The 19202-nt window shown below is 62.9% G+C and carries 14 protein-coding genes; 5 read left to right on the top strand and 9 right to left on the bottom strand.

Translation table 11 applies throughout. The features are described from left to right. Positions 1 to 6: 6 nt before the first annotated feature. Complete coding sequence (locus tag BTN82_RS30795) at positions 7 to 4770, bottom strand: YadA-like family protein (protein WP_410002840.1); 4764 nt, start codon at positions 4768 to 4770, stop codon at positions 7 to 9. Between BTN82_RS30795 and BTN82_RS31665 the strand changes: the two genes are divergently transcribed. Beyond that, complete coding sequence (locus BTN82_RS31665) at positions 4693 to 4989, top strand: hypothetical protein (protein ID WP_261793022.1); 297 nt, start codon at positions 4693 to 4695, stop codon at positions 4987 to 4989. The genes BTN82_RS30795 and BTN82_RS31665 overlap by 78 nt on opposite strands. A gap of 877 nt (positions 4990 to 5866) precedes the next feature. Here the strand turns inward: BTN82_RS31665 and ppa are convergent. The 8 genes from ppa to BTN82_RS26090 all read right to left on the bottom strand — a co-directional run bounded on the left by ppa (position 5867) and on the right by BTN82_RS26090 (position 14382). Next, complete coding sequence (ppa, locus tag BTN82_RS26125) at positions 5867 to 6394, bottom strand: inorganic diphosphatase (RefSeq protein ID WP_075121941.1); 528 nt, start codon at positions 6392 to 6394, stop codon at positions 5867 to 5869. A 252-nt stretch (positions 6395 to 6646) separates the two neighbouring features. Next, complete coding sequence (locus BTN82_RS26120; RefSeq protein ID WP_075121940.1) at positions 6647 to 7456, bottom strand: zinc-dependent peptidase; 810 nt, start codon at positions 7454 to 7456, stop codon at positions 6647 to 6649. 5 nt (positions 7457 to 7461) lie between these two features. Beyond that, complete coding sequence (locus BTN82_RS26115; protein WP_075121939.1) at positions 7462 to 8118, bottom strand: DedA family protein; 657 nt, start codon at positions 8116 to 8118, stop codon at positions 7462 to 7464. Between the two features lie 248 nt (positions 8119 to 8366). Then, positions 8367 to 8825 carry a GNAT family N-acetyltransferase gene (locus tag BTN82_RS26110; protein ID WP_075121938.1) on the bottom strand — a complete coding sequence of 153 codons (459 nt, stop codon included), beginning with the start codon at positions 8823 to 8825 and terminating at the stop codon, positions 8367 to 8369. 106 nt (positions 8826 to 8931) lie between these two features. After that, positions 8932 to 9756, bottom strand: coding sequence for an ethanolamine ammonia-lyase subunit EutC (gene eutC, locus BTN82_RS26105; RefSeq protein WP_075121937.1), 825 nt, complete (start codon positions 9754 to 9756; stop codon positions 8932 to 8934). A gap of 11 nt (positions 9757 to 9767) precedes the next feature. Continuing rightward, the gene (locus BTN82_RS26100; protein WP_075121936.1) at positions 9768 to 11162 is read right to left on the bottom strand and encodes an ethanolamine ammonia-lyase subunit EutB; all 1395 of its coding nucleotides are present in this window, start codon (positions 11160 to 11162) and stop codon (positions 9768 to 9770) included. Between the two features lie 54 nt (positions 11163 to 11216). Beyond that, positions 11217 to 12665, bottom strand: coding sequence for an ethanolamine permease (gene eat / locus BTN82_RS26095; protein ID WP_075121935.1), 1449 nt, complete (start codon positions 12663 to 12665; stop codon positions 11217 to 11219). Positions 12666 to 12861: 196 nt separating this feature from the next. Then, positions 12862 to 14382 (bottom strand): aldehyde dehydrogenase family protein, encoded by a 1521-nt coding sequence (locus tag BTN82_RS26090; RefSeq protein WP_075121934.1) that lies wholly within the window; start codon positions 14380 to 14382, stop codon positions 12862 to 12864. Positions 14383 to 14707: 325 nt separating this feature from the next. Here BTN82_RS26090 and BTN82_RS26085 point away from each other — a divergent pair, with 325 nt between their 5' ends. The 4 genes from BTN82_RS26085 (at position 14708) to BTN82_RS26070 (ending at position 19086) form a co-directional block, all read left to right on the top strand. Continuing rightward, complete coding sequence (locus BTN82_RS26085) at positions 14708 to 16630, top strand: sigma-54-dependent Fis family transcriptional regulator (protein ID WP_075121933.1); 1923 nt, start codon at positions 14708 to 14710, stop codon at positions 16628 to 16630. A 197-nt stretch (positions 16631 to 16827) separates the two neighbouring features. Next, positions 16828 to 18177 (top strand): UDP-N-acetylmuramate:L-alanyl-gamma-D-glutamyl-meso-diaminopimelate ligase, encoded by a 1350-nt coding sequence (mpl, locus tag BTN82_RS26080; protein WP_075121932.1) that lies wholly within the window; start codon positions 16828 to 16830, stop codon positions 18175 to 18177. Beyond that, the gene (ubiX, locus tag BTN82_RS26075) at positions 18174 to 18806 is read left to right on the top strand and encodes a flavin prenyltransferase UbiX (protein ID WP_075121931.1); all 633 of its coding nucleotides are present in this window, start codon (positions 18174 to 18176) and stop codon (positions 18804 to 18806) included. The genes mpl and ubiX overlap by 4 nt, the downstream gene beginning before the upstream one ends. Continuing rightward, positions 18799 to 19086 (top strand): YceK/YidQ family lipoprotein, encoded by a 288-nt coding sequence (locus tag BTN82_RS26070; RefSeq protein WP_075121930.1) that lies wholly within the window; start codon positions 18799 to 18801, stop codon positions 19084 to 19086. The genes ubiX and BTN82_RS26070 overlap by 8 nt, the downstream gene beginning before the upstream one ends. Positions 19087 to 19202 lie beyond the last annotated feature (116 nt).

Genomic DNA, 19202 nt, shown 5'->3' with positions numbered 1-19202 from the left:
TGCGGCTTACCACTGATAGCCAACCCCCACGGCTACGCCGGTATCGTTTTGGCTGCTGGTGGTGCCCATCAGGTTGGTGGACCAGCGGCCGTTGTCCGACACATGCGAGACGCCCACCGCCAGCGCCGACTGGCCGCGGTAGTTGCCCATCGCCACCGAGGTCATGCTGCCCCCGGCCATCGACGAGCGTGGCAGGCTGGCCATCGCCATGGCTCCGGCAATACCAGCGCTAAGGGCGCTGTCCTGTTGCTTGAGGTCGTGGCGGATGTCGGCGAAACGCTGATCGGTATAGGCATTGGCTTCACTGGTGACAGTCGCCACGCTACGGCTCAGTTGCTCGACGTTGACTGCATCGGTCATCCGGCTACCTGCGGCGACATTGGTAATTTGCCGTTCATTATTCGCATGTCCCACCGACACGCTGTTTTCCCTGTCCGCGATCGAGTTGGCTCCGAGCGCGACGCTATTGTTCGCGGTGGCTTGAGCATCGTTACCGGTTGCGGTGGCATTTTTCGCGCTGGCCTGGGCATTGCTACCGATAGCCACGCTGTTATCGCCCGAGGCCCGGGAACCCATGCCGCCCGCCACGGCATTGGTCCCGGTTGCCCTGGGCTGTTGCGCGTTGCGGCTGTTGTTGACCTGGAACGCTCCGCTGGTGCCTTTCTGCACACGGCTGATGTCGGCCTCGACCTTGGCCACGCTGTTGTTGACGTTAGTTGCAACAGCATCCATGTCTTTGATTGAACTCTGGACCTGCTTGATGCTGGTCTCTGTATAGGCCTTGGACTCGGCGACCGCTCCGTCAAGTTGACGCAGGTTGACGGCGTCGGTGGCCTCGCTGCCATCGGCAACGTTACTCAATACACGGGTTTGGCCAGCGACGGCATTGCCGACCGAGACCACGCCGGTGCTGTTGTTGTTCACCCCCGAGTACTTGCCGGTATAGCGCTGCATGCCACGCTGATCGTCGCTGGCGCCTTTGCCCAGGGCGACGCTACCGTCAGCCGAGGCTGTCGCACCGTCACCGATAGCCACTGCGCTGGCAGCTGTCGCGCTGGCGTCGTTGCCCAAGGCGATAGAGGCCGCGGCGCTGGCCTGGGCGTTGGGGCCCAGGGCCATGGAGTCGGTACCGCTGGCGAGCGAGTCTGCCTTGGTGGACTGGGCGTGGAAGTACTTGATGCCATAGCCGTTGTTGACGATGTTGTCGATTCGCGTGTTGGTGCTGAACAGCTGGCTGCCGTTGACCGCATCGCTACTGATTGCACTCAGGGTGCCGGCGGCGACATTGGTTAGCGTGGTGGCGGCACCCGTTGGGTTGAAGGTCACCTTGGTCTTGCTGTTCACATCGTCGTACTTGACGCCCACGGCCGCGGTGTTGGCCAGGCTATTGCCGAGGCCGGTCAGGGCATCGCCGACGTTGTTGCTGGTGGTCGGCGTGGTGCTGGCCTTGCCACTGGCATCGATGTGGGTGGTGTTGAAGCTCGGTGCCGTCCAGGCTCCGGTGCTGGCGCTCACTTGAGCCCCGGCGCCCAAGGCACTGGCGATGTTCTGGTTCTGCGTGCCGGCACTGGTCACCAGGTTGCCGAGTTGGGCTCCCAGGCCTGTGACTTGATTACCCAAGCCGTTGACTGTCTGATTGGTCGCAAATAGCTGGCTGGCGTTGACCGCGTCGGTGCTGGTGGCACTGAGGCTGCCGGCGGCGACATTGGTCAGGGTGGTGGCGCTGCTGCCCGGGTTGAAAGTCACCTTGGTCTTGCTGTTCACGTCGTCGTACTTGACGCCCACGGCGGCGGTATTAGCCAGGCTGTTGCCGAGGCCGGCCAGGGCATTGCCGATATTGTTGCTGGTGGTTGGCGTGGCGTTGGCCTTGCCAGTGGCATCGATATGGGTGGTGGTGAAGCTTGGCGCGGTTACCGTGCCGGTGACCGGATCTACTTGTGTGCCACCGCCCAAAGCGCTGGCAATGCCTTGGCTGAGTTGTTGCACCTGGTTACCCGAGCTGCTGGCCAGGTTGCCGAGCTGGGTCGTGAACTCGGAGCCCAGGTTGGTAATGGACTCGTTAAGGCTGGTGCCCAGGTTGGTAACCGAGGTGTTGGTGTCGAACAACTGGCTGGCGTTGACCGCATCGGTACTGGTGGCACTGAGGCTGCCGGCGGCGACATTGGTCAGGGTGGTGGCGCTGCTGCCCGGGTTGAAAGTCACCTTGGTCTTGCTGTTCACATCGTCGTACTTGACGCCCACGGCCGCGGTGTTGGCCAGGCTGTTGCCGAGGCCGGTCAGGGCATCGCCGATATTATTGCTGGTGGTTGGCGTGGCGCTGGCCTTGCCAGTGGCATCGATGTGGGTGGTGTTGAAGCTTGGCGCGGTGAACGTGCCGGTGACCGGATCTACTTGAGTGCCACCGCCCAAAGCGTTGGCAATGCCTTGGCTGAGTTGTTGCACCTGGTTACCCGAGTTGCTGGCCAGGTTGGCGATGGATTCGTTGAGGCTGGTACCCAGGTTGGTAACCGAGGTGTTGGTGTCGAACAACTGGCTGGCGTTGACTGCATCGGTGCTGGTGGCACTGAGGCTGCCGGCGGCGACATTGCTCAGGCTGGTGGCGCTGCCGCCCGGGTTGAAAGTCACCTTGGTCTTGCTGTTCACATCGTCGTACTTGACGCCCACGGCGGCGCTGTTGGCCAGGCTGTTGCCTAGACCGGTCAGGGCATCGCCGACACTGTTGCTGGTGGCGGGCGTGGCACTGGCGTTGCCAGTGGTATCGATGCTGGTGGTGCTGAAACGCGGTGCGGTCACTGCGCCAGTGACCGGGTCTATCTGTGTATCGCCACCAAGGGCACTGGCGAGACCTTGGCTCAGATGGTCGATCTGTTTGCCGGAGTTGTTGATCAGGTCGCCGAGTTGGGTGCCCAGGTTGGTGACGTTGGTATTGGTACTGAACAGCTGGCTGCCGTTGACCGCATCGGTGCTGGTGGCACTGAGGCTACCGGTGGCGACATTGGTCAGGCTGGTGGCTGCACCACCTGGGTTGAAAGTCACCTTGGTCTTGCTGTTCACATCGTCGTACTTGACGCCCACGGCGGCTGTGTTGATCAGGCTATTGCCGAGGCCGGTCAGGGCATCGCCGATATTATTGCTGGTGGTTGGCGTGGCGCTGGCCTGGCCAGTGGCATCGATGTGGGTGGTGTTGAAGCTTGGCGCGGTGAACGTGCCGGTGACCGGATCTACTTGAGTGCCACCGCCCAAAGCGTTGGCAATGCCTTGGCTGAGTTGTTGCACCTGATTACCCGAGCTGCTGGCCAGGTTGCCGAGCTGGGTCGTGAACTCGGAGCCCAGGTTGGTAATGGACTCATTAAGGCTGGTGCCCAGATTGGTAACCGAGGTGTTGGTATCGAACAACTGGCTGGCGTTGACTGCGTCGGTACTGGTTGCACTGAGGCTGCCGGCAGCGACATTGGTCAGGGTGGTGGCTGCACCACTCGGGTTAAAAGTCACCTTGGTCTTGCTGTTCACATCGTCGTACTTGACGCCCACGGCCGCGGTGTTGGCCAGGCTGTTGCCGAGGCCGGCCAGGGCATCGCCGACATTGTTGCTGATGGTCGGCGTGGCGCTGGCCTTGCCAGTGGCATCGATGCTGGGGGTGTTGAAGCTCGGTGCAGTCCAGGCTCCGGTGCTGGGGTTTACTTGAGCCCCTGCACCCAAGGCACTGGCGATGTTCTGGTTCTGCGCGCCGGCACTGGTCGCCAGGTTGCCGAGTTGGGCATCCAGGCCTGTGACTTGATTACCCAAGCCGTTGACCGTCTGATGGGTCTCAAATAGCTGGCTACCGTTGACCGCGTCGGTGCTGGTGGCAGTGAGGCTGCCGGCGGCGACGTTGCTCAGGCTGGTGGCTGCGCCACCCGGGCTGAAAGTCACCTTGGTCTTGCTGTTCGCGTCATCATACTTGACGCCGACGGCGGCGGTATTAGCCAGGCTGTTGTCGAGACCGGCCAGGGCATCGTCGACATTGTTGCTGATGGCCGGCGTGGCGCTGGCCTTGCCAGTGGCATCGATGCTGGTGGTACTGAAACGCGGTGCGGTCACTGCACCAGTGATCGGGTCTATCTGCGCATCACCACCAAGGGCACTGGCGAGACCTTGGCCCAGATGGTCGATCTGGTTGCCCAGATTGGCGACGTTGGTGTTGGTGCTGAACAGCTGGCTGCCGTTGACTGCTTCCAATGAGGTGTCCGATAACGCGCCGCTTCCGAGTTGCAGTATTCTGGTGCCGCGCATATCGAGCGAGTTGATATGGGCCGCGGCGGTCACTGGATCTAATAAGTCTCCCGTGGAGTCGCCATTCACAAAGAGCTCGTTGCCAAGGGTCAGCGATGTGGAACCAGCGCCTGTCGCGCCATTGGGGTTGTAAAATAGCGAACGATTAGTTTGGGTTGACCTATCTCTCGGCGAACAAACCGAGCCGTCCTTCTTGCTGGAATACCTAGCGCTATCACCCGCTGAGCTGCAACCGTCATCGCTTGCATCGTTGATATAAATACCATCGTTGGCTGCTGCAAAAATGGCGGGCGCCCATCCCAGGCTCAACAGAGATGGGATAACGACGCAGCCCAACAACATCCGCTTATTGAGAAAATTCATTCCTGCAAGGCATTGGGCTGGCGCTGATAGCTTGCCATGTTCCATGAGCATGCAGTCATGTTCGACGTATTTACCGGTGGCTATGCTACGGCTTTTCGTTTTGCCGCCACGACTCGCCAGCTCCGATACAGCCATCCAGCAACTTTTGGTAAAACTCCAGATTACAGTGTGTATTTTGTTCATGGTGTCTGGCACGAGCCAACCTCAGTAATAACAATTAAGTTGAAAGTGCAAGTTCATTACGGCCAGCCAGAGATCGCCCGCACAAAAGAATTGGCCTGGTCAATAAAGCTTGGTGGGGCGATCGTGATCCGGCTTTATAGCCGCGTGATCAGCTCGTGGAGAACTTGTTAATCTTTTTAAGTTACTGCTTTAAGGTTTCTATTGGATTGAATGACCAAGGAGTACGAAAAGGTGCGGTGGCTTTCTATCGCTACTTGAAGTGCTTCGATCTGCGTTGGCTAAGGCTCAGCACCATATAGGATGGGGCCAATGTAATGGGTTCATTATTTTCGAATCTATAGGAGTGCTCCTAATTTTGATTTTTTTGAACCGGATTAACTCGAATTCGCGGGACGAGAATGGGCTGTCTGGAGTTGTTTTTTGAATGTACTTCGGATGTTTCCTGTGAGCCGGAGTCGCCGTGAGGTATTTCAAGTTCGTCGCGAATGGCCGCGCCAACTATCGGGTGCTTGAATTCATAGTTGTTTGAATCGTGGTAGCGCTTTTGTTCGACCCTTTGCGGGCTGAGCAAGACATGCGAACAGACCCGAAAGTGGGCGAGCAGGGCAGAATCCCGGGGGAGAGGATTATTCAGGGCAAATAAAAAGCCGGCTTGTGGCCGGCTTCTCGGGGACTGGCTTGGTTCATTTTTGGTAAACCGCACCAGCCTGCAAAACGTACACCCAGCTCTTGCGGCTGGCTGTGGGACGTGGCGAGAAAATCATCTGCCGCGTCGGGCGAATCTGACCGGTTGGATAGGTCGATGCGCAAAGGTGGGGCGCAGCATACTGATGTTCGAGGGGAATTCCCAGCGCAAAGCGCAATCCAGAGCCTCTAGAGGCCGAAAAAATGGGAGGGACTGGCGAGGTTTGCCAAGAGAGGGCGTTGCCGGGCTGGTGCTATCGCGGGCCAGCCTCGCTCCTGCGGGGGGATGGGGGCAGGTATGAAAAAGCCCCGAATGAACGGGGCCTTTTCTTGAAGCTTGTCGCTCGAAGCTTGCAGCTGCTTCTTAGCCTTTATAGGCGGCAACCGACTTCGTGATCGCGGCGCGGGCGGCGTCGGCGCCGGCCCAACCTTCGATCTTCACCCACTTGCCTTTTTCGAGGTCTTTGTAGTTCGCGAAGAAGTGCTCGATCTGCTGGATCAGCAGCGCTGGCAGGTCGGTGTATTCCTTCACGTCGACATACAGCTGGGACAGCTTGTCGTGCGGTACCGCGATGACTTTGGCATCGCCGCCGCCGTCGTCGGTCATGTTCAGGATGCCGACCGGACGGGCGCGGATCACCGAGCCTGGCGCCACTGGGTAAGGGGTAACGACCAGCACGTCGAGGGGGTCGCCGTCGTCGGCCAGGGTGTTCGGGATGAAACCGTAGTTGGCCGGGTAGAACATCGGGGTGGCCATGAAACGGTCAACGAACAGGCAGTCGCTGTCTTTGTCGATTTCGTATTTGATCGGCGCATGGTTGGCCGGGATCTCGATTGCGACGTAGATGTCGTTCGGCAGGTCTTTGCCAGCCGGAATCTTGCTGTAGCTCATTGGGCGATGCCCCCGTTAGTTGACCAAAAAGTCTTGGCCGGATTGACCAAAAAGTGGCGGCGATTATAGGCATATTCGCCGGGTGATGCCACGTGCCGCAGGACGTGTGGAAACGTTGCAAGCCCGTTGTAGGAGCGAGCGTGCTCGCGAAAAAAGAGTCGCCCTCGCGCGTTTAGTTCAGAAGTTACACGTCATCGTTGACGATTATTTCGCGAGCAATCGAGCGTCGGCCGGCCCTTCCGGCAGGAGCCATCAGTGCTGCTGGTAATGCGGGTCGCTGGCTTGCAAGCGCTGGAGCCGGGCCAGGGGATCTTGCCGGTAAAACAGCCGCAGTTGCTCGTAGACTTTCGGATAAGCCTGGTGCAGCAGGTCCGGGCCGCTGAAGAAGTATTCGCTGGTGACAGCGAAGAATTCCGCCGGGTTTTCCGCGGCGTAGGGATCGATGGCGGTGTCGGCATCGGGGTCGTGGTCGAGCTGGCGGTTGAGGTCGTCGTAGGCCGTCTGCATCGCTTGGGCCCAGTCGCTGACACGCATGTCGCTGTGCAGCGGCGGCAGGCCGTTGGCGTCGCCGGTCAGCATGTCCAGCTTGTGCGCCAGTTCGTGGATCACTAGGTTGTAGGCTTCCCAGCCGCCGCTGGCCAGCACTCCGGGCCACGCCAGGATGATCGGACCCTGTTGCCAGGCTTCGCCGCTGTGTTCGGCGTCCCACTCGTGTTCGACGCCGCTGGCGTCGCGATGGCGCTGGGGGCTGAGGAAGTCGTCGGGGTAGAGGACGATTTCGTGAAAGCCCTGGTACCAGTTCAAGTCCCCCAGGTGCAGCAGCGGCAACTGGGCCTGGACCGCCAGCAGCAGGCGCTCGAACTGATGCAGTTCGACGCCGGGCAGGGGGCTCAGGTGTTTGTCGTCGAGAAACAGTACGCTGGTTTCCCGCAGCCACTGGTCCTCTTCGGCGCTCAGGCCGTCGAGGAAGGGCAGGTGCTGGCGCACCCGTTGCCACAGTTCATCGGCAATCGGGTGCTTGGCCAGGCGGCGCCGACGGCGCCAGGTGCTCAGGGGCCACATGTCGATCAGTGGCTTTCAGCCTTTGCCGCCGAGCGGCCCAGGCGGCTGCGCACCACACCGATGATCATCGGCACCAGCGACAGCAGGATGATGCCGACCACCAGCAACGACAGGTTCTTCTTGATGAACGGTACGTTGCCGAAGAAGTAGCCCAGGGTCACCAGGCCGCCGACCCAGAGGATGGTGCCGGCCACGCTGAAGGCGAAGAACCGCGGGTAAGGCATCCTGGCCACGCCGGCGACGAACGGCGCGAAGGTGCGGATAATCGGCAGGAAACGCGCCAGGGTCACGGTCTTGCCGCCGTGCCGGTCGTAGAAGTCATGGGTCTTTTGCAGGTAGTCGCGGCGGAAGATCTTCGAGTCCGGGTTGCTGAACAAGCGTTCGCCGGCCGTTCGCCCGATGATGTAGTTCGTGCTGTCGCCGAGGATCGCCGCCAGCATCAGCAAGCCGCCGAGCAGGACCGGGTCCATGCCGCCGCCGGCCGCCACCGCGCCGGCGATGAACAGCAGGGAGTCGCCGGGCAGGAAGGGCATCACCACCAGGCCGGTCTCGCAGAAAATCACCAGGAACAGGATGGCGTAGATCCACGGCCCGTAATTGGTCACCAACATGTCGAGGTAAACGTCGAGATGGAGGATGAGGTCGATCGGGTTGAAATCCATTGAAGCACCTGTGGTGATGGCCTGGCTCGGCGGGCCTGTGCAATACCGGGGCAAAAACTTACAGCTGGCGCGGATTCATCTTACGCCCCGAAAAGGTCGGCATTATAAGACTTGAAATGTGAAATGGGCGTTGAGTTTGTAGCGGGGGATGTCGTGTGGGTGATGGCAGGTCGGCAGCACGGGCTCGCGACCGTCGGCAGCCTCGGTCGAGGGCTGCCGGCGGACGCGACGAGCCGTGGCGGCGAGGTTTATTCGTCGCTGATCGGCAAGACGTAGTTCTTGAACTCGGTGTCTTCGCGAAAACCGATGGATTCGTAGGTTTTCTGCGCCACTTCGTTGTCGCTGCTGGTGGAAACCCGCATACGCACGGCCTGGGTGTCCTTGGCCATTTTCTTCGCGGTGCGGATCAGGCTGTCGGCCACCAACTGGCGGCGGGCGTCTTCGGCGACGTAGATATCGTTGAGGATCCACACGCGCTTGAGGGACAGGGAGGAGAAACTGGGGTAGAGCTGGCAGAAACCGAGGAGCTTCTTGTCGTCATCGTCGGGCAGGGCCAGGTAGATCACCGACTCCTTGCGTCGCAGGCGCTTTTCCAGGAAGGCCCGGGACGAGTCCGGAAACGGCAGGGCGCCATAGAATTCGCGGTATTTGACGAACAGGGGCGTGAGCAGATCCAGGTGTTCGAGGGTTGCTTGAGTAATCCGCATGGTTGTCCTCAACTTCAAATGGATACGACGGCAAACGGTTCATTACTCGGGCAGCCGTGCCTGGATGCTGCCTAAAGCGTGGAAAAAGCGCAATCGTCTCGAAAAATCACGGCTTTGCCGGGCCCAGCAGGAAATTCCCCCGCTGACTGTCGGGCGAGTCGCTGTCCAGGGTGTTCACCTGGGCCTCGTCCTTCAGGTTGACCCCCGAGAGTTGCCGCCTGCAGGCTTCGCGCATCAGGTACAGCAGGCGGTGCGCCGCCATGCCGTAGCTCAGCCCTTCCAGGCGCACGTTGGAGATGCAGTTGCGGTAGGCGTCGGTGAGGCCGACCTTGGGGTTGTAGGTGAAATACAGCCCCAGGCTGTCCGGCGAGCTTAGGCCCGGGCGTTCGCCGATCAGGATCACGGTCATTTTCGCCCCGAGCAGCTCGCCGATTTCGTCGGCCACCGCGACCCGGCCCTGTTCCACCAGGACCACCGGCGACAGCGACCAGCCTTCGGCCGCGGTCTGCTCTTCGAAGCGTTCGAGAAACGGCAGGGTATGGCGATGCACCGCCAGCGCCGACAGGCCGTCCGCTACCACCACCGCCAGGTCCACTCCGCCCGGGTTGGCGGCGGCGTGTTCGCGCAGGGCGTGGGCCGATTCGTCGCTCAGCCTGCGCCCCAGGTCCGGGCGCTGCAGGTAACTGTGGCGATCGTGGGCGGCGCTGTGCAGCAGCAGGCTGTCGCGGCTGCGCTCGGCCAGCTGGCTGCTCAGCTTTTGGTGATCGAACGGCAGGTGCACCGCGTCGCGGGCCTGGGCGTGGGCGAACTGGAAGTCCAGTTGGGCGCCAGTGGGCAGGCTGGTGCCGGTGCGGCCCAGGGCGATGCGCGCCGGGGTCAGGCGGCGCAGTTCCAGCCAGGGGTTCTGGCTGTCGGTCGGGTGTTTGTCCATGGGCCTGCTCCTTATCCGAGCTGCGCCAGGGCCTGGCGGAAGGCCGGCGGCAGGTTGTGGCCGAACCGCACCTTGCCGTCGGGCTGGGTGAAGATGCCGGTTTTCGCCAGCCACTGTTCGAACTCCGGCGCCGGTTTCAGGCCCAGGGTCTGGCGGGCGTAAAGGGCGTCGTGGAACGAGGTGGTCTGGTAGTTGAGCATGATGTCGTCGGAGCCGGGGATGCCCATGATGAAGTTGATCCCGGCTACGCCCAGCAGGGTCAGCAGGGTGTCCATGTCGTCCTGGTCGGCTTCGGCGTGGTTGGTGTAGCAGATGTCACAGCCCATGGGCACGCCCAGCAGCTTGCCGCAGAAGTGGTCTTCCAGGCCGGCGCGGATGATCTGCTTGCCGTTGTACAGGTACTCGGGGCCGATGAAGCCGACCACGGTGTTCACCAGGAACGGCTTGAAGTGCCGGGCCACCGCGTAGGCGCGGGTTTCGCAGGTTTGCTGGTCGACGCCGAAGTGGGCGTTGGCTGACAGCGCGCTGCCCTGGCCGGTCTCGAAATACATCAGGTTCTGCCCCAGGGTGCCGCGCTTGAGGCTCAGGCCGGCTTCGTAGCCTTCCTGCAAGACATTCAGGTTGATGCCGAAACTGGCGTTGGCCGCCTCGGTGCCGGCGATCGACTGGAACACCAGGTCCAGCGGCACGCCACGGTTGATCGCCTCGATGGAGGTGGTGACGTGGGTCAGCACGCAGGCCTGGGTGGGGATTTCGTAGCGCTGGATGATAGCGTCGAGCATTTCCAGCAGAGCGCAGATCGAGGCAATGCTGTCGGTGGCCGGGTTGATGCCGATCATGGCGTCGCCGTTGCCGTAGAGCAGGCCGTCGAGAATGCTCGCGGCGATGCCCGCCGGCTCGTCGGTGGGGTGGTTGGGTTGCAGGCGGGTCGAGAGCCGTCCGCGCAGCCCCAGGGTGCCGCGAAACTGGGTGACCACGCGGATTTTCTGCGCCACCAGCACCAGGTCCTGGACGCGCATGATCTTCGACACGGCGGCGGCCATTTCCGGGGTCAGCCCCGGCGCCAGGGCGCGCAGGCTCTGCTCGTCGGCGGCGTCGCTGAGCAGCCAGTCGCGAAAGCCGCCGACCGTGAGGTGGCTGACGGTGGAAAAGGCGGCCTTGTCGTGGGTGTCGATGATCAGCCGGGTGACTTCGTCGGACTCATAGGGAATCAGCGCTTCTTCGAGGAAGTGCTTGAGCGGGATGTCCGCCAGGGTCATTTGTGCGGCGACCCGTTCGCCGTCGTTGAGGGCGGCGACGCCGGCCAGGAAGTCCCCGGAACGCGCCGGGCTGGCCTTGGCCATGACCTCCTTGAGGCCGTCGAAGCGGTAGGTCTGGGCGCCGACGGTGTGGGCGAAACTTGCCATACAGGTTCTCCGTGACGACGCAGGAGCGCGCTCCCGCGTCGAGGTTTTCGGCGCTTAGTGCAAGGCTTCTTCAGCTTTCTGAATCGCCGCGAACTCTTCTTCGGGCGTGCCTGCTACCAAGTGATGCCGACTGTAGAAAGCAAAGTAAGCAATTAATACTCCATAGATGATCGCGGCGCCAATCACCACCCGCGGATCCACCAGGAACCCCGCCACCACGGCGATGCAGGCCAGTACCAGGGCCACGCCGGAGGTGAAGATGCCGCCCGGCGTGCGGTACGGACGGTCCATTTTGGGGCGGCGGATACGCAGGGTGATGTGCGCGGCCATCATCAGCACGTAGGAGATGGTCGCGCCGAACACCGCCACCAGGATCAGCAGGTCGCCCTGGCCGGTCAGCGACAGGCCGAAACCGATGATGCCGGGGATCACCAGCGCCAGTACCGGCGCTTTGCTCTTGTTGGTTTCCGACAGTTTGCGCGGCAGGTAGCCGGCGCGGGACAGGGCGAAGATCTGCCGGGAGTAGGCGTAGATGATCGAGAAGAAGCTGGCGATCAGTCCGGCCAGGCCCACCAGGTTGACGAAGCTGCCCATCCAGGTCGAACCGCCGTAGGACTTGGCCAGCGCTTCCACCAGCGGGTTGCCTGAAGTCAGCAACGCGTTGGCCCCAGCACCGCCCGGGCCGATCACCAGGATCAGCAGGGCGAAGCTGAGCAGCACCAGCATGGCGCCGATCAGGCCGCGGGGCAGGTCGCGCTTGGGGTTCTTGGTTTCTTCGGCGGCCAGCGGCACGCCTTCGACCGCGAGGAAGAACCAGATCGCGTAGGGAATCGCCGCCCACACGCCGACATAGCCGAACGGCAAGAAGCTGCTGGCGCCCGCGGCCTCGGTGACCGGGATGTCCAGCAGGTTGGCCACCGAGAAGTGCGGCACCATCGCCACCAGGAACACGCCCAGGGCGATGGCGGCCACGGCGGTGATGATGAACATCAGCTTCAGCGCTTCGCCGACCCCGAAAATGTGGATGGCGATGAACACGATGTAGAACGCCAGGTAGATCATCCAGCCGCCGATACCGAACAGCGACTGGCAATAGGCGCCGATGAACACGGCGATCGCCGCCGGGGCGATGGCGTATTCGATGAGGATCGCGGTACCGGTGAGAAATCCGCCCCAGGGGCCGAAGGCGCTGCGGGCAAAACCGTAGCCGCCGCCGGCGGTGGGGATCATCGATGACAGCTCGGCCAGGGAGAAGCACATGCACAGGTACATGGTGGCCATCAGCAAGGTGGCGAGGAACATGCCGCCCCAGCCGCCCTGGGCCAGGCCGAAGTTCCAGCCGGCGTAGTCACCGGAAATGACGTAGGCCACGCCCAGGCCCACCAGCAGGACCCAGCCTGCCGCGCCCTTTTTCAGTTCGCGTTGTTGGAAGTAGTCGGAGCCGACCTTTTCAAAGTCGACGGAGGAGCCCGCCGACGGCACGCCGGTGTGTTCGCTAGGCATAAGGATTCACCTGTTCTTATTGTTGTGCCCGGCCGGAGGACCGGATCGGTGTTGCGAGGCGATGTTGTTTGTCTTGAGCGCTTTATCGCGAGCACGTTCGCTCCTACAAAGAGCCGCACTAGTAGGAGCGAGCTTGCTCGCGATGGCATCCCGGAGGGCGACACAGCACCCGCTGCGTCGCCCTCCCTCTCTTCCTTTAGAAGAAGCCCAGCGGGTTGATGTCGTAGCTCACCAGCAGGTTTTTGGTCTGCTGGTAGTGGTCGAGCATCATCTTGTGGGTTTCACGGCCGACGCCGGACTTCTTGTAGCCGCCGAACGCCGCGTGGGCGGGGTACAGGTGGTAGCAGTTGGTCCAGACGCGACCGGCCTTGATCGCCCGGCCCATGCGGTAGGCGCGGTTGATGTCGCGGGTCCAGAGGCCGGCGCCAAGGCCGAACTCGGTGTCGTTGGCGATCGCCAGGGCTTCGGCTTCGTCCTTGAAGGTAGTGATGCTCACCACCGGGCCGAAGATTTCCTCCTGGAACACACGCATCTTGTTGTTGCCCTTGAGCAGGGTCGGCTGGATGTAATAACCACTGGCCAGGTTGCCTTCGAGTTTTTCCACCTTGCCGCCGGTCAGCAGTTGCGCGCCTTCGCCCTTGGCGATCTCCAGGTAGGAGAGGATCTTGTCGAACTGCTGCTCGGACGCCTGGGCGCCGACCATGGTGTCGGTGTCCAGCGGATCGCCGCGCTTGATCTGCTCGACCTTCTTCATCACCGCCTGCATGAACTCGTCGTAGATCGACTCCTGCACCAGAGCGCGGGACGGACAGGTGCAGACTTCGCCCTGGTTGAAGAACGCCAGCACCAGGCCTTCGGCGGCTTTCTCGATGAAGCTCGGCTCGGCTTGCATGATGTCGGCGAAGAAGATGTTCGGCGATTTGCCGCCCAGTTCGACGGTGGACGGAATGATGTTCTCGGCCGCGCACTTCATGATGTGCGAGCCCACCGGGGTCGAGCCGGTGAAGGCGATCTTGGCGATGCGCTTGCTGGTGGCCAGGGCCTCGCCGGCCTCTTTGCCGAAGCCTTGCACCACGTTGAGCACGCCTGGCGGCAGCAGGTCGCCGATCAGCTCCAGCAGCACACAGATGCCCAGTGGGGTCTGCTCGGCCGGCTTGAGTACTACGCAGTTGCCGGCGGCCAGGGCCGGGGCGAGTTTCCAGGCGGCCATCAGCAGCGGGAAGTTCCACGGGATGATCTGCCCGACCACGCCCAGCGGTTCGTGGATGTGATAGGCCACGGTGTTGCCGTCGATTTCCGCAGCGCTGCCTTCTTGGGCCCGCAGGCAGCCAGCGAAGTAGCGGAAGTGATCGGCGGCCAGGGGGATGTCGGCGTTCAGGGTTTCGCGGATGGCCTTGCCGTTGTCCCAGGTTTCGGTGATGGCCAGCAGCTCGAGGTTCTGCTCGATGCGGTCGGCGATTTTCAGCAGAATCAGCGAGCGGGCCTGTACCGAGGTGGCACCCCAGGCGTCGGCGGCGGCATGGGCGGCGTCCAGGGCTTTTTCGATGTCCTCGGCGGTGGAACGCGGGAATTCGGCGATCGGCTGGCCGTTGACCGGCGAGGTATTGGTGAAGTACTGGCCTTTGACTGGCGCGACGAATTCGCCGCCGATGTAGTTGCCGTACTTGCTCTTGAACGAAACGATAGCGCCGTCAGTACCGGGGTGTGCGTAACGCATGGTGGGTATCTCCTGGCTTTTGTGCTTATTGGGAGGACGCGCTGTTGCGCTTGTAAAAGCGTAGAGCAAAGCCCGGGCCACTGCGTTGCAGTCCAGGTAAATCAAAGGTTTACGAATGTTTCGACGGCCGCATGCCGGGTGTCTGTGGCAGTTGTGGCACGACCCGGGTGACACTTTGTACCGTTTATGGCACAGCCAGTGACTCATTGGTCGAGGCAGCATTGCAATGCGTGGGCGGCAGGAGGATGCTGGTGGGCCGCGAGGATCTGAAGAGCCCTTTCGTGGGGCCTTCTGAGCAGTCAGCGCCGCAGGAGAACAATAAGAAATGCACAGCAACCACCTCACCCGGCACGCCCAGCAAGTGCTGACCGTTGCCCAAGGCAAGGCCCGCTTGCAGGGACCCGGCAGCGATCCTTCCATTGCCCGTTCCTGGCTGCGTTGCCTGGAGGATTACCACCTCGACCCGGCCCTGAGCATGGCGCCCACCGTGCTCGAGCATGGCCGTGTGCTGGAAAGCCGCGAACGCCTGCAACAGGTGTTGCAGATCGCCGGCAACGAGATGGCCAGCCTGCACCAGCAACTGTCCGGCGCCGGCCACGCGGTGCTGCTCACCGATGCCCGCGGGGTGATCCTCAACTGCGTCACCGCGCCGGCCGAGCGCAAGATTTTCGAGCGTGCCGGGCTCTGGCTCGGCGCCGACTGGAGCGAGGCCTGCGAAGGCACCAACGGCATCGGCACCTGCCTGGTGGAGCGCCAGTCCCTGACCATCCACCAGGACGAACACTTCCGCGGCCGCCACACTGGGCTGACCTGTTCGGCCAGCCCGGTATTCGACCCCCACGGCGAGCTGCTGGCGGTGCTCGACGTGTCCTCGGCGCGCCCGGATGTGTCGCGGCAGAGCCAGTTCCACACCATGGCCCTGGTCAATCTTTCGGCGAAGATGATCGAGAGCTGTTATTTCCTGCGTTATTTCGACAACCAGTGGCTGCTGCGTTTTCACCTGCAGGCCGAGTCCGTCGGGCTGTTCAGCGAAGGTTTGCTGGCGTTCGACGGGGAAGGGCGGATCTGTGCGGTGAACCAGAGCGCTCTGAACCTGTTGGGGCACATTCGCGGCGGTTTGCTGGGCAAGCCGGTGGAGACGTTTTTCGATTGTTCGCTGGACGAGCTGCTGGGCCGCGCCAGTATCCATGCCAGCGCCAGCTGGCCGCTGCGCACCCGCGACGGCCGGCCGCTGTTCGCGGTATTGCGCGGCCAGCCGCGCAGCGTGCCCAAGCCAATGGCGCCGAGCGCGCTGGCGCTGGAGCGTCCGCGGCTGGCCGAAATCTGCCTGGGCGATGCGGCGCTGCAAAGCGACTTCCGCAAATCCCTGCGGGTGTTCGAGCGCGATGTGCCGCTGCTGATCAACGGCGAGACCGGTTCCGGCAAGGAAGCGTTCGCCAAGGCCATCCACCAGGCCAGCCAGCGCGCGGAAAAAGCCTTTGTCGCCCTGAACTGCGCGGCCATCCCGGAAAGCCTGATCGAAAGCGAGCTGTTCGGTTATCGCGGCGGCAGTTTCACCGGAGCGCGCAAGGAAGGCATGCGCGGCAAGTTGCAGCAGGCCGATGGCGGCACACTGTTCCTCGATGAGATCGGCGACATGCCGCTGGCCTTGCAGACCCGCCTGTTGCGGGTGCTGGAAGATCGCACGGTGGTGCCGATCGGCGGCGAGCCGCAGGCGGTCGACGTGCGGATCATCAGCGCCACCCACCGCGACCTGCTGGAGCGGGTACGGGACGGCAGCTTCCGCGAAGACCTGTATTACCGCCTCAACGGTCTGGAGGTCGCCTTGCCGGCGTTGCGCGAGCGCAGCGACAAGTCCCAGCTGCTGGACTTTCTCCTGGCCCAGGAGGCCGGCGATCAGCCGGTATCGCTCGACAAACCGGCGCGCCAGGCCCTGCTGGATTTCCATTGGCCGGGCAACGTGCGGCAACTGCGCACGGTGCTGCGCACCCTGACGGCCCTTTGCGAGGACGGGCGGATCGGCCTTGCGGATGTGCCGGCGATGATCCGCCAGAGCCGTCCGGCAGCGGTGCCGGCGGCGGCCGAGGAGGCCGGCGAGTTCCCGCTGGACGATGCCGAGCGCCTGGCCTTGCTCAACGCCCTGGAGCAGCAGCGCTGGCACATGAGCCGCACCGCCGAGCAACTGGGGGTGAGCCGCAATACCCTCTATAGAAAGCTGCGCAAGCACGGGATCGCGCGCCAGGCGTGATACCGCGCCAGCGCTCATCGCAAGCAATCGAGCGTCGACCGGCTGCTCCTGCAAGAGCGATGCGATCCTTTGTAGGCGCGAGCTTGCTCGCGATAGACGGCGCAGCCGTCGCCGAGGACCTTGCGCTCCCCATCAGCTAAAGAGTGCGATTTGCAGCCCTCTACGCTAACCTGCCTCGATGTTTTACGAGGCCTTCTATGCACATTCATATTCTCGGTATTTGCGGCACTTTCATGGGCTCGATGGCGGTTCTGGCCAAAGAGTTGGGCCATCACGTGACCGGCTCCGATGCCAATGTCTACCCGCCGATGAGCACCCAGCTCGAGGCCCAGGGCATCGAGCTGACCCAGGGCTACGACCCGGCCCAGCTTGATCCGGCCCCGGACCTGGTGGTGATCGGCAATGCCATGTCCCGCGGCAACCCGGCGGTGGAATATGTGCTGAACAAGGGCCTGCCCTATGTGTCCGGTCCGCAATGGCTGGCCGACCACGTGCTGCAAGGCCGCTGGGTCCTGGCGGTAGCTGGCACCCATGGCAAGACCACCACCAGCAGCATGCTGGCCTGGGTGCTGGAACACGCGGGCATGAGCCCGGGCTTCCTGATCGGCGGCGTGCCGCAGAACTTCTCGGTGTCGGCGCGGCTGGGCGGCACGCCGTTCTTCGTGATCGAGGCCGACGAATACGACAGCGCCTTCTTCGACAAACGCTCGAAGTTCGTGCACTACCGTCCGCGCACGGCGATCCTCAACAATCTCGAGTTCGACCATGCGGACATCTTCCCCGATCTGCCGGCGATCGAACGGCAGTTCCACCATCTGGTGCGAACCATCCCGAGCGAAGGCCTGGTCATTCACCCGACCACTGAGCCGGCCCTCAAGCGAGTGATCGAGATGGGCTGCTGGACCCCGGTGCAAACCACCGGCGCCGGCGGCCAGTGGCAGGTCAAGCTGCTCAGCGAGGACGGCTCGGCGTTCGAGGTGATGTTCGACGGCGCCGCCCAAGGCGTGGTCGAGTGGGACCTCACTGGCCAGCACAACGTCGCCAATGCCTTGGCCACCCTGGCCGCGGCACGGCATGTCGGCGTGGTGCCGGCCGTGGGCATCGCCGCGCTGAGCGCGTTCAAGAGCGTCAAGCGGCGGATGGAAAAAGTGGCGGAGGTTCATGGCGTCACCATCTACGACGACTTCGCGCACCACCCGACCGCCATCGCCACCACCCTCGATGGCCTGCGCAAGCGCATCGGCGATGTGCCGTTGATCGCGATCATCGAGCCGCGCTCCAACTCCATGAAACTCGGCGCGCACCGCGACGGCCTGCCGGAAAGCGTCAACCAGGCCGACCAGGTGATCTGGTATGCGCCGGCCAACCTCGGCTGGGACCTGGGGGCCACCGCGGCCTTGTGCACCGTGCCGTCGATTGTCAGCGACTCCCTGGAAGGCATCATCGAGCGGGTGAAGAGCCAGGCCAAGCCCGGCACTCACGTGGTGATCATGAGCAACGGCGGCTTCGGCGGCCTGCATGGCAAGCTGGCCGAGGCGCTGCGATGAACAATGGTCCGGAACACATCACCCTGGCGATGACCGGCGCCTCGGGCGCCCAGTATGGCCTGCGCCTGCTGGATTGCCTGGTGCGCGAAGATCGCGAAGTGCACTTCCTGATCTCCAAGGCCGCACAACTGGTGATGGCGACCGAGACCGACGTGACCCTGCCGCCCAAGCCGCAGTCCATGCAGGCTTTTCTCACCGAATACACCGGTGCGGCGGACGGGCAGATCCGGGTATATGGCAAGGAGGATTGGATGTCGCCGGTGGCCTCGGGCTCCGGCTCGCCGGCGGCGATGGTGGTGGTGCCGTGTTCCACCGGCACCTTGTCGGCCATCGCCACGGGCGCCTGCAACAACCTGATCGAGCGGGCGGCGGATGTCACCCTGAAGGAGCGCCGCCAGTTGATCCTGGTGCCGCGCGAGGCGCCTTATTCCAGCATTCATCTGGAGAACATGCTCAAGCTGTCGAACATGGGCGTGACCATCTTGCCGGCCTCGCCGGGCTTCTATCACCAGCCGCAGACTATCGACGACCTGGTGGATTTCGTCGTGGCGCGGATTCTCAACCTGCTGAATATCCCGCAGGACATGTTGCCGCGCTGGGGCGAGCATCACCTGAGCAGCGATGAATAAGGCGCTGCCATTCCTGCTGATCGCCCTGCAACTGGGCGGTTGTGCCACCGCCCGGACCTTGAACGCGGCCAAGCCGGGAGCGCCGGTGGTGTATTCCGGCACGCGCCTGGACCTGTACGCCATGCAGGGCGGTTGCTGCCCGATGGACCGTTTCGGTGCCGAGGCGCCGGGTTATCCGGGCGTCGATCTACCGGCCAGCGCCTTGCTCGACACGCTGCTGTTGCCGCTGTCGGTGCTGACGGTATTGGGGGTGGGGTTCCAGGCTACGGGCGGGTTGTAGCGGTCTTGTAGCTGCTGCCGCAGGCTGCGATCGGTCGCATGGCGGCCGTAGCGGCTGGCGGCGCGGCAAATCGCGTCGTCAGGATTGCGCCGGCCACGCAGGCGATCGCAGCCTGC

The organism is Pseudomonas chlororaphis, assembly GCF_001921865.1.
GTDB classification, from domain to species: domain Bacteria; phylum Pseudomonadota; class Gammaproteobacteria; order Pseudomonadales; family Pseudomonadaceae; genus Aquipseudomonas; species Aquipseudomonas chlororaphis_D.
The sequence above is the reverse complement of the archived record's forward strand: the minus strand, read 5'-3'. Positions and strand labels throughout refer to the sequence as shown.